The sequence below is a fragment of the Pseudovibrio sp. Alg231-02 genome (assembly GCF_900143565.1).
Classification (GTDB): Bacteria; Pseudomonadota; Alphaproteobacteria; order Rhizobiales; family Stappiaceae; genus Pseudovibrio.
The window spans coordinates 249,609-263,701 of record NZ_FREX01000007.1; the positions used below are offsets into that span (position 1 = coordinate 249,609).

The following is a 14,093-nucleotide window of genomic DNA, read 5'->3' on the forward strand; positions in this document are numbered from 1 at the left end:
AGCGCCTGCCAGATAACTTCATGTGCCGAGGAAACGATGCTAACAGGTTGCCATCTCATTGCCGGAGAATGGGTCGATAACGCCCAGAAATTCCAGTCATCCCCGTTCTCGGGCCCTGCAAAAAACTATGCCTGCGGCACTAGCGAACTGATCGACCGCGCTGTTCAGGCCGCTGAAGACGCCTTCATGGCCTTCGGCTGGACCACCCGTGCAGAACGCGCCAAATTCCTGCGCACAGTCGCCGACGAGATCGATGCACGCGGTGCAGAAATCACGGAAATCGGCTGCGCAGAAACCGGCCTGCCGGAAATGCGCCTCAACGGCGAGCGTGGCCGCACCGTTGGCCAGCTACGTCTGTTCGCCGACCATATTGAGAAAGGCGAGTATCTGGACCTCACCCACGATGAAGCTCTGCCAGACCGTGCTCCTCTACCGCGTTCTGACCTGCGTTTGAGCCAGCGTCCGGTTGGTCCGATTGCCGTGTTCGGCGCCTCCAACTTCCCGCTGGCGTTCTCCACCGCAGGCGGCGACACCGCCTCTGCACTGGCAGCTGGGTGTCCGGTGGTTGTGAAGGGCCATGAAGCTCACCCGGGTACTGCTGAGATCGTAGCACAAGCCATTGATGCAGCAATCAAATCCTGCGGTATGCATCCAGGTGTGTTCTCACTGGTACAGGGCGGCAGTCGTGAAGTTGGTACGGCGCTGGTGCAGCATCCACTCATCAAAGCCGTTGGCTTCACTGGTTCCCTTGGCGGTGGTCGTGCGCTGTTTGATCTGTGTGCTTCCCGCCCTGAACCTATCCCTTTCTTCGGTGAGCTGGGCTCCATCAATCCAAACTTCATCTTCCCGAACGCACTCACCAATCGTGGTGAGGCCATTGCGGCGGGTTGGGCTGGCTCCCTGTGCATGGGCGCAGGTCAGTTCTGCACCAATCCGGGCGTGGTTCTGCTGGTGGAAGGTGCTGAGGCGGATGCCTTTATCGCCAAAGCTCAGGAAGCTTTGGGCGCTGCTGCGGAGCAGCCAATGCTGACAGATGGCATTGCAGCGGTTTACCGTTCCGGCGCTGAGAAAATCGCTGGCGAAGCGGGTGTTGAGGAGCTGGTGGGCACCGCCTGCGCAACCCGTGGTGCCAAGCCGTATATGTTTGTGACGGACGCTGAAAACTGGCTTGCGAACAAAGAGTTGCAGGAAGAAGTGTTCGGTCCGCTCGGTATCATCGTTAAGCTGAAGAATATCGAACAGATGCAGGATGTGGCGCGCACCATCGAAGGCCAATTGACCTGCACCATCCACATCGATGCAGCAGATCATGCAGAAGCCCGCAAGCTGATGCCATTGCTGGAGCGTAAGGCAGGCCGTGTGCTGGCCAATGGGTTCCCAACTGGCGTGGAAGTGTGTGATGCCATGGTTCACGGCGGACCTTACCCAGCCTCCACAAACTTCGGCGCAACTTCAGTCGGCACCATGGCGATCCGCCGCTTCCTGCGTCCGGTTTGTTATCAGGACATACCGCTTGAGCTGGTTCCGGGTTTTGAAATGGAAGAAATGGCGTAAGCCAGCCTCCAAAAGACTAAAAAAGCAAACGTACTCCTGAAAGCCGGAGCCATTTTTCGGGAGTACGCGATAACAGCAAAAGCCCTGAGCACATCCGCTCAGGGCTTTTCTTTGTTTACGTCAATCTGATCGATCAAGCGCGTCTCTCGAGGAGGTATCAAGTCCTCGGGAAACGCCCCAAAAGTTCTTAAGCGGCCAGATTGCGCAGGCTTTCACCATCAAACACATGGCATTTATCAAGCGCCATGTTGAAGCTCAGCATTTCCCCAGCATGCACTGTGCGCGGATTATACATGATGGACTGAACCGGAGAGCCTGCCAGCTCCGTAAACAAAGTTGCCTCTGAACCCAGGTCTTCTGAGAGCAACACAGGCAGCTGCAGCTGCACAATTTCGCCCGCTGTTGGCAACGCATTGCCTTCTGGCGAAATATCCTCTGGCCGCACACCCAGCTTCACCGCTTTGCCTGCTTCCAATGTGTTACGCAGGCGTGCCGGAGCACTCAGCTCGCTGCCATCGCCCAGTTTCAATACTGGGTCGCCATTGCTGCTGGCGACATGCGCGTCGATCAGGTTCATCGGCGGAGAGCCAATGAATGTCGCCACAAAGGTGTTGTTTGGCTTTTCAAAGACCTCGCGCGGACTGCCCACCTGTTCAATGATGCCATCACGCATGATCACGATGCGGTCCGCCAATGTCATGGCTTCCACCTGATCGTGGGTGACGTAGATGATGGTGTTGCCCACGCGTTGGTGCAGTTTCTTGATCTCAATGCGCATCTGGGTGCGCAGCTTGGCATCCAGATTGGAAAGCGGCTCGTCAAACAGATACACATCCGGATGGCGCACGATGGCGCGGCCCATAGCAACACGCTGGCGCTGACCGCCAGAAAGCTGTCCCGGCTTGCGCTTCAGGTAGGGTTCCAGCCCCAGAATAGCCGCTGCATCTGCCACACGCGTCTCAATCTCACTTGGAGATACGCCTGCAATTTTGAGCGAGAACCCGAGGTTTTTGGCGACAGTCATATGCGGGTAGAGCGCATAATCCTGAAACACCATGGAGATGTTGCGCTGGCGCGGTGGCATGTCATTCACCACACGATCACCAATCACCAACTCCCCGCCAGAAATCGTTTCAAGGCCAGCGATCATCCGCAGCGTCGTGGATTTTCCGCAGCCGGACGGGCCAACGAAAACAACAAATTCCTTGTCTTTGATCTCCAGATCAATGCCATGAATGACCTTGGTTGGACCATAAGACTTCTCGAGATTCTTCAGAGTAACTTGTGCCATGCTTTCCCCCTCAGGCGTCTTTCAGTTCCAGCCAGACCGGCAGATGGTCAGAGCCCTTCGCCTCTTCATCAACCTGCATGCCCGTAATGCGATGCCGCAAAGAGGCACTCACAAACAGGTGGTCGATGCGGCGCGTGTCGAAGTGAGCGGTCTTGCCGCTTGTCTCTTCATTGCCCAGCCATACCCACGGGTCGACAAAACCATCGAGCGTTTGCACACGGCCACCTTCTTCTGATGGCGGACCAGTGAACACCTCATAGACAGGCGTGCCCGGTCCATTGTTCATGTCCCCCAACAAAATGCAGTCGGTTGGCATGGTTGGCTGCGGTTCGTCATTGAGCCAATGAGCGTCGATACCCGGCCCACCGCACCATGCACCGCCCTCGGATGGGGCTGTCTTGATGCGATCTCTCACAAACCGTGCCTGCACCAGCGCGAAATCTGGCGACCAGTAAAACAGGTGGGTGTTGTAAACACGCAGCGGCCCACCTGGTGCGTCGATGACGGCCTCCAGAAGTGCAGCCTGAATGGCGTGACGGGTGATGGAGCCCATCTTGGGCAAAGGATATGTGCGGGTAGAAATGATCGGATATTTGGAAAGGATCATTTCCCCATGCTGACGGCGGCGGTTGACCAGCTTGCCGTTTTCATCGTGAAACGAGGCATCCATATCAAGACCCGGACCGTAGACCCAGCGATATCCGCCAAGCAGATCTGCCAGTTCAGCGGCCTGATCCACATTGCCATTTCGTTTCCAGAAGCGGTCAACTTCCTGCAGGCCGATGATGTCGGCCCCTTCAAGTTCTCCTGCAATTCTTGCCAGATCGACTTTACCGTCGATACCGGTACCGTATTGAATGTTGTAGCTAACTATCTTCATGGGTTTTTCCGGAGGCTTTCCGAGCAACTCCTAAGGAGCCGCGCAGCTTGAGCGCGCAATTGACGCGAATATTGCGGGGGTGGTCAGGTGCTGTTCCATCCAGCCGACTCAGCACGATTTCCGTCAGATGACGGGCAATCTGCTCAATGGGCTGTTCAATGGCAGTGATGCCCGGAGGGATCAGCCGGAACATGTCCGGGTCATCAAAGGTGACAAGATCAATGTCTTTGCCCACCTGTTTGCCGTTGCTGGACAAGCAATCCAGACCACCAATGGTCATCAGGTAATTGGAGAAGAACACAGCACTTGGCGGATTTTCCATGCCAAGGAACCTGTCCATGGCGGTGTATCCATCCAGCTGGCCCCAATTGCCAACGTAAACCAACTCCTCATCAACACTCAGGCCAGCTTGCTCATGGGCTTTTGTGTAGCCCTGCAACCGGTTTTGCCCTGTGCTTCCATTCAGGTCCCCTGTCACCACACCAATACGGGTGTGGCCAAAGTCAATCATGCGGCTCACTGCGTCTTGCGCAGCCGCCTCATCATTCACCAGCACCTTATCCGTTTCCACGCCCGGCACATCGTTGTTGAAGATGATGACCGGTTGTTCTCCGGTCAACAGCTCCTGCACCTTCTCCGTCACCTCATGGGTGCCGGACAAGATGATGGCATCGATGCGCCGCGAGGAGGCTGATTCCAGCGCCTCGTTGATGGCGTCCGCTTCATCAGAATGGTGAAAGGTTACAATGGAATACCCACGGGCACGCAGAGAACGCACCAGTTGGGTCAAAATCCCCGAGTTGAACTCGTCAAACTTGGGAACCAGATACCCGACTGTGTTTGTGCGCTCTGTTTTCATGGCGCGGGCAAGTGTGTTGGCCCGGTATCCCAGATCGGCAATCGCTTGTTCGATCCGGGTCCGGTTGTCCTTCCTGATGCGTTGATCGTTCAGATAACGCGAGACTGTGCCGACAGCGACGCCTGCGGAATCTGCTACATCGAGGATGGTTGGTTTTTTCACTGCACTGCCCTTTATTCCGCAGCCACTGCGTCATCTGCCTGTGAGATGACGGCGGCCCCATGGATATGGAGGCTAGGAAAGACGATGTGCAGCTTTTTGTCGAGGCTGTCATACTGCCATGGCAGTGTTTTACCCGAATAAGCGCAGGTTACATCGTCAGGCTCTTCGTCCATACGCACCCACGCCTTGGCTTCTTTCAACTCCGGTGCATCCTCGATGATCTCAACCGCACGGGTCTGACCGTCATTGTACGGCACACCGCTGCCACGCAGTTGAGTTGGCGCATAAAGCACGTGCAGCACCTGACGCTGCTCGTCCGCCTGCTTCATCAGCGACATGCGTGTGGCTGATGGCAACTCTGTGCCAATCAGCTGGCTTGGCATAAGGCGGTTGATGAGCCCGCGCACCAGATACTTGTAAAGCGTCTGACCCGTTGCGCCATAAAGGCGGAACAGTGGATACGCCACATAAGCCACATTGTCTTTTTGCACGATCGCCGCGCCAATTGGCTCGGCATCCGGATCTTCCGGCGTGTGAAGATGTGAGCAGAACTTGTCCCATGTGCGGTTGAAATAGGATGGACGAACATCAGCCAGCACATCACCATCAGTTGCACGCAGAGATGCCCCCTTCTCGTACATAACAACAGAAGAATCGACCAGATCATCATCCAGCTTTCCCCGACAAGACAGATAGCTCGGGTCATACTCCATTGGTGTGTCAGACAGTTCTGCTCCGATGTCGAGGAGGTATCGCTTGCCCTCAACATCAAGACCGGACTCGCCAGTCGCCAGAATGGCGCCGCCAGCGTCTGTAAACGCTTTGAGGCGAACCGCAAGATCATCACTCAGGCGAATGCTGTCCGGCAAAATAATCAGTTTGTAGTCATCAAAGCTGCTGGATGAGGAGATGAGATCAAACGGGATCTGCATTTCCAGCAGCATGCGGGCAGAGGCGGAATCGCTCGGCTCGCTGCGGTGCCCAAGGTGGCTACCAAGCTGGGAGACCTGCGCCTCGACAGAAAGGATCGCCACTTCGCGCTGATAGGTCGCGTTGCTGGCATAAGGCTCCAGCGCTTTGACACGGGAATATGCCGGGCGGATCAGGTCATAGGTGGCAAAATCCATATGTCCATTCGGGTGCAACTGGTCACCAATGGAACAGCGCGCACCCAGAGACACCATCAAACAGCACTCATAGGACAGCGCGTCAGCCCGCTTGAAGCCGCCGAACTCACCCCAATGCGTGTGGAAGCGTCCCGTCATGCCAAGAAACGGCAGGTTCAGTGTATCAGCGTACCGTGCTGAGACGGGGAAATGGTCATAGCCCCAACCGCCGGTCGGCAGGCTCTCCAGCTCCAGATGACCGTAATACTGGTAGCGCTCATCCTGCCCTTTGTAGATGTGGCCAGAGTTGAAGAAAATTCGTGTATCCGGGAACTCGCCGTTGACCGCTTGCGAAAACCTTTCAAAAAAACGCAAAAGAACGCGTTTATCGTTGCTCTTACGATCGTCCGCCTTCAGCGGGTCCAAACCCTCTGATTTCATTGAGGAAAGGCAAGCGTTACAGGTGCACTCCCAGGAGGCGAGGATGTCCATAAACAACGCAGGCGGATTATAACGAGCGCAAACTTCCAGAGCGATGTCGATCTGTCGTTGGATTGCGCCTTCGTGGTTCAGGCAGATGGTGTGCCAGGTGGGCGTAAGTTGGTTCATCGCGGACGGCTCTGTGCCCGGATAATTGGCTGCCGTGTTTTGCGACTGCATCACACGCCATTCCGGATGCTCCCGAGCTGTCAGCTCATCCCATTGAACTGTCAGGTAAATCGGGGTCGCAATGTCGGCCTCATGACAGGCTGTGATCATGTCCCCCAGCAGGTCCGGGTTTTGCAGTTCCGGGTGCGGCTTGCCCACGTTGGTTGGGTAATAACTCCAGCCGTGATGACAACGGGCGAACAGCGTGACGGAGTCCACCTCACCATGCTTCAGCGTTTCAATAAACTGCTTCGGATCAAACTTGGACCCGATCCCCGGAATATGTTCGGAACTATGAAAATCCAGATGAATCTGGCGGTATCGGAAGTCTTTTACTTCTTTTTTATGGCACATGATTTAGCCCTTGGAACCGCTGTTATTTTTGCCGTCAGCGGAGAAATACTTCTGGAAGAACAAGAAGATAACGAGTGGAAGGATGGAGGTAATAATGGTCGCAACAGCGCGCTGATCCCAGTTGGGTTCATAGGCGCCAGAGATCGTGGAGAGCATCACCGGCAGCGTTGCATTTTCCCGCAGGAACAACATCGGCAATAGAAGAGAATTCCAGGTCCACATAAACTGCAGAATGCCAACTGCTGCCATCGCCGTAATCGTGTTTGGTAGCACGATAAAAAAGTAGGTCCGCAAATGTCCGCACCCATCCACCTGCGCCGCATCAATCAGCGACCGCGGGAAGTTGGAGAGGAAGTTTTTGACCAGCAAAACAGCCCAGGCAAACGACAGCCCAACGAACGGAATGACCACAGACCAGTAGGTATCAATGAGCCCAGTCTCTCGCCACAGCTTGAAGAGTGGGATGATAACCACCTGATTTGGAACAACAAATGCATTCACAAGGATGAGCAGCAAGATCCGGCGAAACGGAAACTTGAGGTAGTGAAACGCATAGGCCGCCGCTGGTGCAAACAGAACTGGAAGGACGGTTGCGAAGCTGGCCACAGCCAGAGAATTGAGAAACGCACGGCCAATCGGGTAGTTGACCCAAACCTCACGCCAGGCATCCAGCGTGAACGTAAACGGCTCGATCGTCCACCATCCGCTGGTGATTTCCCCTTCGGGGCGAATGGACATGGCGATGATGCCAACCAGCGGAATGATCCAGACAAGCGCCACGGACCCCAGCACATACACAGGCCATTTTGGAGTTTGAGTGATCATTTGCTCTCCGATGCCTTGTCCAGAATAAGTGGGATGGAACAGACGATAACTGCGAGCAGAAGCACCACCGTACTTGCAGCGCCATAGCCCTGCTTAAAGTAGATGACAGACTCCTGATACATAAAGTAACCTACTGTTTCCGTTGCTCTAATCGGACCTCCAGCCGTTAGAATATGGATCATATCAAACGCTTTGAGGCTGTTGAGCAGGTTGATGAAAATCGCAATACGCACACCGGGAAGGCTAAGAGGCGCCATGATGTACCGCAGGATCTGGAAGTGAGAGGCACCATCCATATGAGCCGCTTCAAGCTGGCTTTTCGGGATCGCCTGAATAGCCGCGTAGCAGGTGAGCAATGGCAGACCAGCTTGCGTCCAGACATAGGCAGCAACAACGCCCCAGATTGCGGTAGATGGTTCACCCAACCATGGCGAGGCCCAGCCTTCCAGCCCAACAAGGCGCAGAATGCCGTTGAGGAGACCAAAATCCGGCTGCAAAATACCCAGCCACATCAAGCCACTAGCAGTCTCTGAAATGCCATAGGCTGCGAAGATTGCCACACGGAACGGCGCGGTCTGCTTGGGAGCCAGACCGGAAATCAACGCAACACTCCAGCCAATAGCAACGGAGATTCCCGTACACGCCAACGTCCAGGTGAGTGTCACACGCAAGGCATTCCAAAAGTTCGCATCACTAAACAGCTTGGTATAGTTAGAAAAACCCGCAGGTTTCGGCTGGCTCAATCCGGTCCAGTCCAGAAAACTCACACGGATCGTCTCGAATAACGGATAGAGCACGCCGATGCTGAAGAAGATCAATGTCGGCGCCAACAGAGCAAATGCAATCCAGTCAGCGCGGCGCAGGTTACCTCCGAAGAGCCGGGTGGCGAGGCCCGCAAAAGGCCCCGCCTGGGTCTGGGAGGTTAAGATAGACCCATGTTGAACACTCATTGATAAAGCTCACTCGCTTTTGCTTCGAGTGCTGCTGTGACACTATCAATGCTCGCATCGCTTGGGTCGCGAAGGAACTTTTGCAAGCTAATACGGAATTCACCACTCAACTCAGCTGGCAAAAGGTCATCAAGAACAAAGAAAACATCGACGAGCGGCAAAATCTGAGCGTATTTGCGCACAATCGGATCATAGGACGAGGGATCCACATTTGCACTCGGGGTTGCAAGGTTCTGCGCCGCGATAATTGCAGAGCCCTCCTTGCTCAGAACGAAGTCGATAAACAGTTCTGCCCCTTCCGGGTTCTTCGCTTGCTTCATCACAAGGAAGTTCTTGCCATCAACACTCATCGCATTGCCGTATTCCGGCTTGATCACCGGGAACTGCATGTATGAGTAGTCTTTGATTGGCGTCAGCCCATACTCATTCTTGGCGCGCTGGTTTGCCCAGGAGCCAATCAGCATGAAGCCTGCCTTTTTGTTTTTCAACACGGCATCCGCAGCATCCGTCCAGTGAGAGCTAAGCATCGCGCCCGGCTCAGCACAGCAGTCAGCTTCCAGCATGTCACGCAGATTGCGGAAGGTTTCCTTCACCCGGTCATCGGTCCAGGCCACCTTGTGTTCAGACAGCTCTTTCGCAAATGCAGGGCCAGCCGTGCGCAAAAGTGCGTTTTCAAACCATTCGGTCTGCGCCCAACTTCTCGCACCAATGGAAACAGGCAGCATGCCGATTTCTTTCAGGGCACTGAAGGAACTGAGGAAGTCTTTCCACTGAGTAGGTTCACCCGCGATACCCGCCTTTGCCAGCGTATCTGGACGATACCAGACACCGGAACGGTTGCCCGCGATGAAGTAAGCGCCATAGGTTTTGCCGTCATGCTTCGCCAGATTACGCCAGCTATCATTCAGCGCTTGAGACCAGCCATACTGCTCCCATGCAGCATCAATTGGGCTGATCAGGTCGGCCGCAACCAGTTCCTTTTCAAAAGAAGGCCATGTGTTGAGCAGCAGATCAAACTCTTCTCCAGACAACATCGCTGAACGGATGCCAGACCGCGGATCATCTCCACCTGCGGCCGGGTTGATGTCTTTGATCTCATAATCCGGATATTTGGCTGTGAAGCCCTCTTCGAGTGCGATGATCAGATCACGCTCTGAACCACCCAACCAGTTGAAGATCACCAGCTCTTTTTCAGCTGCAAATGCGGTCCCCCCCGCAAATGTCATAGCGGCAATCGCAAGGGCGGATGCCGAATTCAATATTTTCATAACAAGCTCCCAAATATGAAACGTTGTCAACTTAGTTAGATTTCATGAGAGATGTCTAGAAAAATTTACGTATTTTTGATGAAGGATTAATACCTGCTACGTCGAATTAGCAAATTTTATAAGGCGTTATTGCCATTTGTGGTGATCAAAATTTCTCATGCATAAATGTTGGATAAATGTACTTTTCGGCTAATCAGCCACAGAATCTAACTCGTATTTTTGATGAAATTAGCAACTTAACCTAGCTTTAATTAGAAAGGTTTCAACTTTTTATTTTACTGGACAAATACCATCCGCACCTAAAGTAAGATGCTCCGATTGCAGCCTTTTGGGCTGACGATCAGCTCAGCAATGATGAAAAGGAGATTGAATATAGACAGGCCTGAAACATCGCTATTTTCACATGAGCCACGGCAATTTACCTTGGCAAAGTGTACTGCCACTGCCTGAAAGCTTTGAGAGGTGGAAGGCCCGTCTTCAGGCTGACAACCACGATGGCAAGCCCCCACTCACCAACGTTTTTACGCGCCCAACTCAACCTGAAAACGGACCTAAACAGAAGCATCGCCTCCTTTATCTGAAACAACCGGGAAACCCTGATCTCCAAAAAGCCGAAGCCGATCCAGCTGCAGGATCCACACCTTTTGCATAAAAGCAGGCGATAAAAGGCGCACCTGCTCCTTACGAGGTGAATGACATCCTGCTGTCAGCTCCATCAGACAAGCTGCCCGGTTGCTGGCTATCACCCTACTGCCACTGAGGATTTAGCCAATCCACGGATCATGGGTGCCGCAGTTTGAAGGGTCAGGATTGTTAGCAGGTAAATCAGTAAAGGCTCATGGCCCTGCCATTATCGTCACGTAGTTTTCAGGAGATGAATTACCTCCCTCAGATCGCGTTGATTGCGCTGATCCGGTTCTATGGTCTGATGCCTCCACCCAACCCAGGTCCAGAGATACTGCGGCGCAGCCCTCTTTAAAACTCGTTGGTGACGTTTTGGAGTGAAACATGGAAAATCCGACAGATCAAAACACAGCATCCACCCATGACAGTCGCTACGGAACTCAGCCAGGATATATGGTTGGGTTCGGAAATGATTTTGAGACCGAGGCTTTAAAAGGCGCACTGCCTCAGGGACGCAATTCCCCACAGCGCGTTGAATACGGATTATATGCTGAGCAGCTCTCCGGTTCGCCCTTTACCGCCCCTCATGCAACACTCGAACGATCCTGGCTTTACCGCATTCGCCCATCGGTTAAGCACTTGGGCCGGTTGCAGAAAATAAATCATCCTTACTGGATGACCGCGCCTAGCAAAATTCCAGATGTGGTCTCACTCGGTCAATACCGTTGGGATCCAACGCCCTTCCCTGAGGACCAAAACCTCACCTTCATTGACGGTATCCGCACCATGACAACAGCGGGAGACGTGGGCCTGCAAATGGGCATGGCCGCGCATGTTTACCTCGCCAATACAGACATGGAGGACGAGTACTTCTACAGCGCTGATGGAGAACTGCTGGTTGTGCCTCAGATCGGGCGATTAAAGATCGCAACCGAGTTTGGCGTGATTGATCTTGAACCGCTTGAAATCTGTATTTTGCCACGTGGCATGGTGTTTAAAGTGAACTTGCCTGACGGCCAAGCCAGAGGTTTCATCTGCGAGAATTATGGTGCCAAATTTACCCTTCCCAACCGTGGGCCAATCGGCGCCAATTGCCTTGCAAACCCAAGAGATTTCAAGACACCAGTCGCGCAGTTTGAAGACATAGAACGCCCATGTCATGTAACTATAAAGTGGTGCGGCGAGTTCCACCGAACGACTATTGATCATTCACCGCTGGACGTGGTCGCATGGCATGGCAACTACGCCCCCTATAAATATGACTTGCGCCACTTCGCCCCCGTAGGCGCCATCAGTTTTGACCACCCGGATCCATCAATCTTCACCGTCCTTACAGCTCCCACAGCAGAAGAAGGTACGGCCAACATCGACTTCGTGATTTTCCCACCTCGCTGGCTGCCGCAGGAAGACACCTTTCGCCCGCCCTGGTACCACAAGAACATCATGTCAGAGCTGATGGGCAATATTTACGGGCAGTACGACGCTAAACCACACGGCTTTGTGCCCGGAGGCATCAGCCTCCACAATTGCATGCTGCCCCATGGCCCGGATCACGAAGCTTTTGAGCAAGCTTCTCACAACAGCTGGGACCCAGTGAAGCTGAAAGACACCATGAGTTTTATGTTCGAAACTCGCTTTCCGCAGCAACTCACTGAGTTTGCAGGCAAGGAAGCTCCGCTACAGGACGATTATGTGGATTGCTGGTCTGGCTTAGAGCGCAAGTTTGATGGCACGGCAGGTCTAAAATAACACTTTTTCATTAGCTCTGTCGGTTTTTCAGGGTTCAGACTAAAAAATGACAGGTATTCACAGAGCTTACTTATTGCGCTATATTTCGTGATAGTTTTTCACGGAGATAGTGCATGAATAAGCCTTTTTCACAGGCTGTAACAGTTTTTCACGAAAGCTGGCTTCCTGTGCCCGCAACTCCGGCGGGCTATTCAGCACTTATTGATGCATACGAATTGAGAGTGCCGATCCCGCACACTCTATGCGCCATTGGCGATCGCCACAAGATCATAGAGCAGGACGGCTGGCGGATCTTCACACCTCGTCACGCACCAGAACCAACATTACTGGGTCACCTCACTTTTGCCTTGAAAAACGAAGGGTTGGACCTCGCAGTATTGAAGCGCCTGTTCCTTGCATGCGGGCCTGAGCCTGTTGAGGAGTTGGTAAGATCTCGCCCGACGGGCCGTTATACAAGACGCATCTGGTTTCTCTATGAATGGCTTTTGGGTGAGCTGCTGGACTTGCCAGATGTTGAAACTGGCGCATATGTGGATGCGCTTGATACAACAAAGCAATTTGGCGGCAGCACAGTACCTTCTCCACGTCACCGCGTACGCAACAACCTGCCCGGCACACCTCAATTCTGCCCTCTCATCTTTCGCAATAAAGATTTGGAGGGCTTCCAGCAGGCTAAGCTGCAAGAAAAAGCTATGGATGCGGCGGCATCCGTCCCTAAAGATCTGCTCGCCCGCACTGCAGCCTTTCTGCTTCTGAAGGACAGCAAATCCAGCTTTGCCATTGAAGGCGAGCGCCCTGCCCATGACCGCATCCAGCGTTGGGGCCGCGCCATTGCTGACGCCGGAAAAACACCACTGAGTATTGAAGAGTTTCTCCGCCTGCAACGCGTTGTGATCGGCGATGACCGCTTCGTACATATGGGCTTACGAGAAGAAGGTGGCTTCGTCGGTATGCATGACCGCGAGACCCGCATGCCAGTGCCAGACCATATCAGCGCCAAACCGGAAGACTTGAGAAGTCTGATGAAAGGCATGATCGACTTTGCACAGGACTACGCCAAGCATCTGGACCCGGTTCTCGCTGCGGCCGTTCTCGCCTTCGGTTTCGTTTATGTGCATCCATTTGAGGATGGCAACGGAAGGTTGCACCGCTACCTGATCCACCACGCACTGGCACAACGCGGCTTCAATCCACCCGGCGTCGTCTTCCCGGTATCTTCGATTATTCTAGAGCGAATCGATACTTACCGACAGGTGCTGGAGGACTACTCCTCCCGCCTTCTTGGCAAGATTGACTGGCAACCCACGGCGCATGGTAACCTGACCGTGACAAACGAAACAGCCGACTTCTACCGATTCTTTGACGCCACCGCCCACGCAGAATTTCTCTACGCCTGTGTAAAACGTACGGTTGAACACGATTTACCGGAAGAAGCGCGCTTCTTGCAGAACCATGACCACTTTCAACGCGAACTAAACCAAGTCGTAGACATGCCTACCCGCCTTGCAGATTTACTCTTCCGATTCCTGAATCAAAATAACGGAAAACTCTCACACCGAGCCAAGGCCAAAGAATTCGCAGCGCTTACAGATGAAGAGACAAAGAGAATTGAAGAGATTTATGAACGGCTTTTTGAATAGAAACACCTTAAACCCCATCAGAAACTTTGAGAAAAACTTCTCGACTTCGCACTCAAAAGTGTAACTGAAGTCAGAGCAATTATCTTGACGCAATAAAAGTAATTAAAAAAACAAAATTACTCTCAAAAAATATTTCAAACAAACACATACCATACAATCCGTAAGCAACATAGAAGTTCATAT

Annotated in this window: 10 protein-coding genes; 3 read left to right on the forward strand and 7 right to left on the reverse strand. The window is 53.3% G+C overall.

Features of this window, described 5'->3' with window-relative positions; all coding sequences use genetic code 11:
• Positions 1 to 36: 36 nt before the first annotated feature.
• Positions 37 to 1,554: an aldehyde dehydrogenase (NADP(+)) gene (locus DHN43_RS18800; RefSeq protein ID WP_108819649.1), complete on the forward strand. Its 1,518-nt coding sequence runs from the start codon at positions 37 to 39 to the stop codon at positions 1,552 to 1,554.
• A gap of 187 nt (positions 1,555 to 1,741) precedes the next feature.
• On the opposite strand, the gene DHN43_RS18805 is transcribed toward DHN43_RS18800, so the two are convergent.
• Genes DHN43_RS18805 through DHN43_RS18835 form a run of 7 tightly spaced genes read right to left on the reverse strand, consistent with a single transcriptional unit; the run spans position 1,742 to position 9,897 of the window.
• The gene (locus DHN43_RS18805) at positions 1,742 to 2,845 is read right to left on the reverse strand and encodes an ABC transporter ATP-binding protein (protein ID WP_108819650.1); all 1,104 of its coding nucleotides are present in this window, start codon (positions 2,843 to 2,845) and stop codon (positions 1,742 to 1,744) included.
• A gap of 10 nt (positions 2,846 to 2,855) precedes the next feature.
• Positions 2,856 to 3,725: an endonuclease/exonuclease/phosphatase family protein gene (locus DHN43_RS18810; protein ID WP_108819651.1), complete on the reverse strand. Its 870-nt coding sequence runs from the start codon at positions 3,723 to 3,725 to the stop codon at positions 2,856 to 2,858.
• Complete coding sequence (locus DHN43_RS18815; RefSeq protein ID WP_108819652.1) at positions 3,712 to 4,746, reverse strand: LacI family DNA-binding transcriptional regulator; 1,035 nt, start codon at positions 4,744 to 4,746, stop codon at positions 3,712 to 3,714. Before DHN43_RS18815 ends, DHN43_RS18810 begins: the two co-directional genes overlap by 14 nt.
• Positions 4,747 to 4,757: 11 nt before the next feature.
• The gene (locus DHN43_RS18820; RefSeq protein WP_108819653.1) at positions 4,758 to 6,854 is read right to left on the reverse strand and encodes an alpha-amylase family protein; all 2,097 of its coding nucleotides are present in this window, start codon (positions 6,852 to 6,854) and stop codon (positions 4,758 to 4,760) included.
• 3 nt (positions 6,855 to 6,857) lie between these two features.
• Positions 6,858 to 7,679, reverse strand: a complete 822-nt coding sequence (locus DHN43_RS18825) for a carbohydrate ABC transporter permease (protein WP_057461075.1) — start codon at positions 7,677 to 7,679, stop codon at positions 6,858 to 6,860.
• Positions 7,676 to 8,629, reverse strand: a complete 954-nt coding sequence (locus DHN43_RS18830) for a carbohydrate ABC transporter permease (protein WP_063293524.1) — start codon at positions 8,627 to 8,629, stop codon at positions 7,676 to 7,678. Before DHN43_RS18830 ends, DHN43_RS18825 begins: the two co-directional genes overlap by 4 nt.
• Positions 8,626 to 9,897: an ABC transporter substrate-binding protein gene (locus DHN43_RS18835; RefSeq protein ID WP_063307040.1), complete on the reverse strand. Its 1,272-nt coding sequence runs from the start codon at positions 9,895 to 9,897 to the stop codon at positions 8,626 to 8,628. The genes DHN43_RS18830 and DHN43_RS18835 overlap by 4 nt, the downstream gene beginning before the upstream one ends.
• Positions 9,898 to 10,905: 1,008 nt before the next feature.
• On the opposite strand from DHN43_RS18835, the gene hmgA reads away from it, so the two are divergent.
• Positions 10,906 to 12,270: a homogentisate 1,2-dioxygenase gene (gene hmgA, locus DHN43_RS18845; RefSeq protein WP_108819655.1), complete on the forward strand. Its 1,365-nt coding sequence runs from the start codon at positions 10,906 to 10,908 to the stop codon at positions 12,268 to 12,270.
• Between the two features lie 113 nt (positions 12,271 to 12,383).
• The gene (locus DHN43_RS18850; RefSeq protein WP_108819656.1) at positions 12,384 to 13,910 is read left to right on the forward strand and encodes a Fic family protein; all 1,527 of its coding nucleotides are present in this window, start codon (positions 12,384 to 12,386) and stop codon (positions 13,908 to 13,910) included.
• Positions 13,911 to 14,093 lie beyond the last annotated feature (183 nt).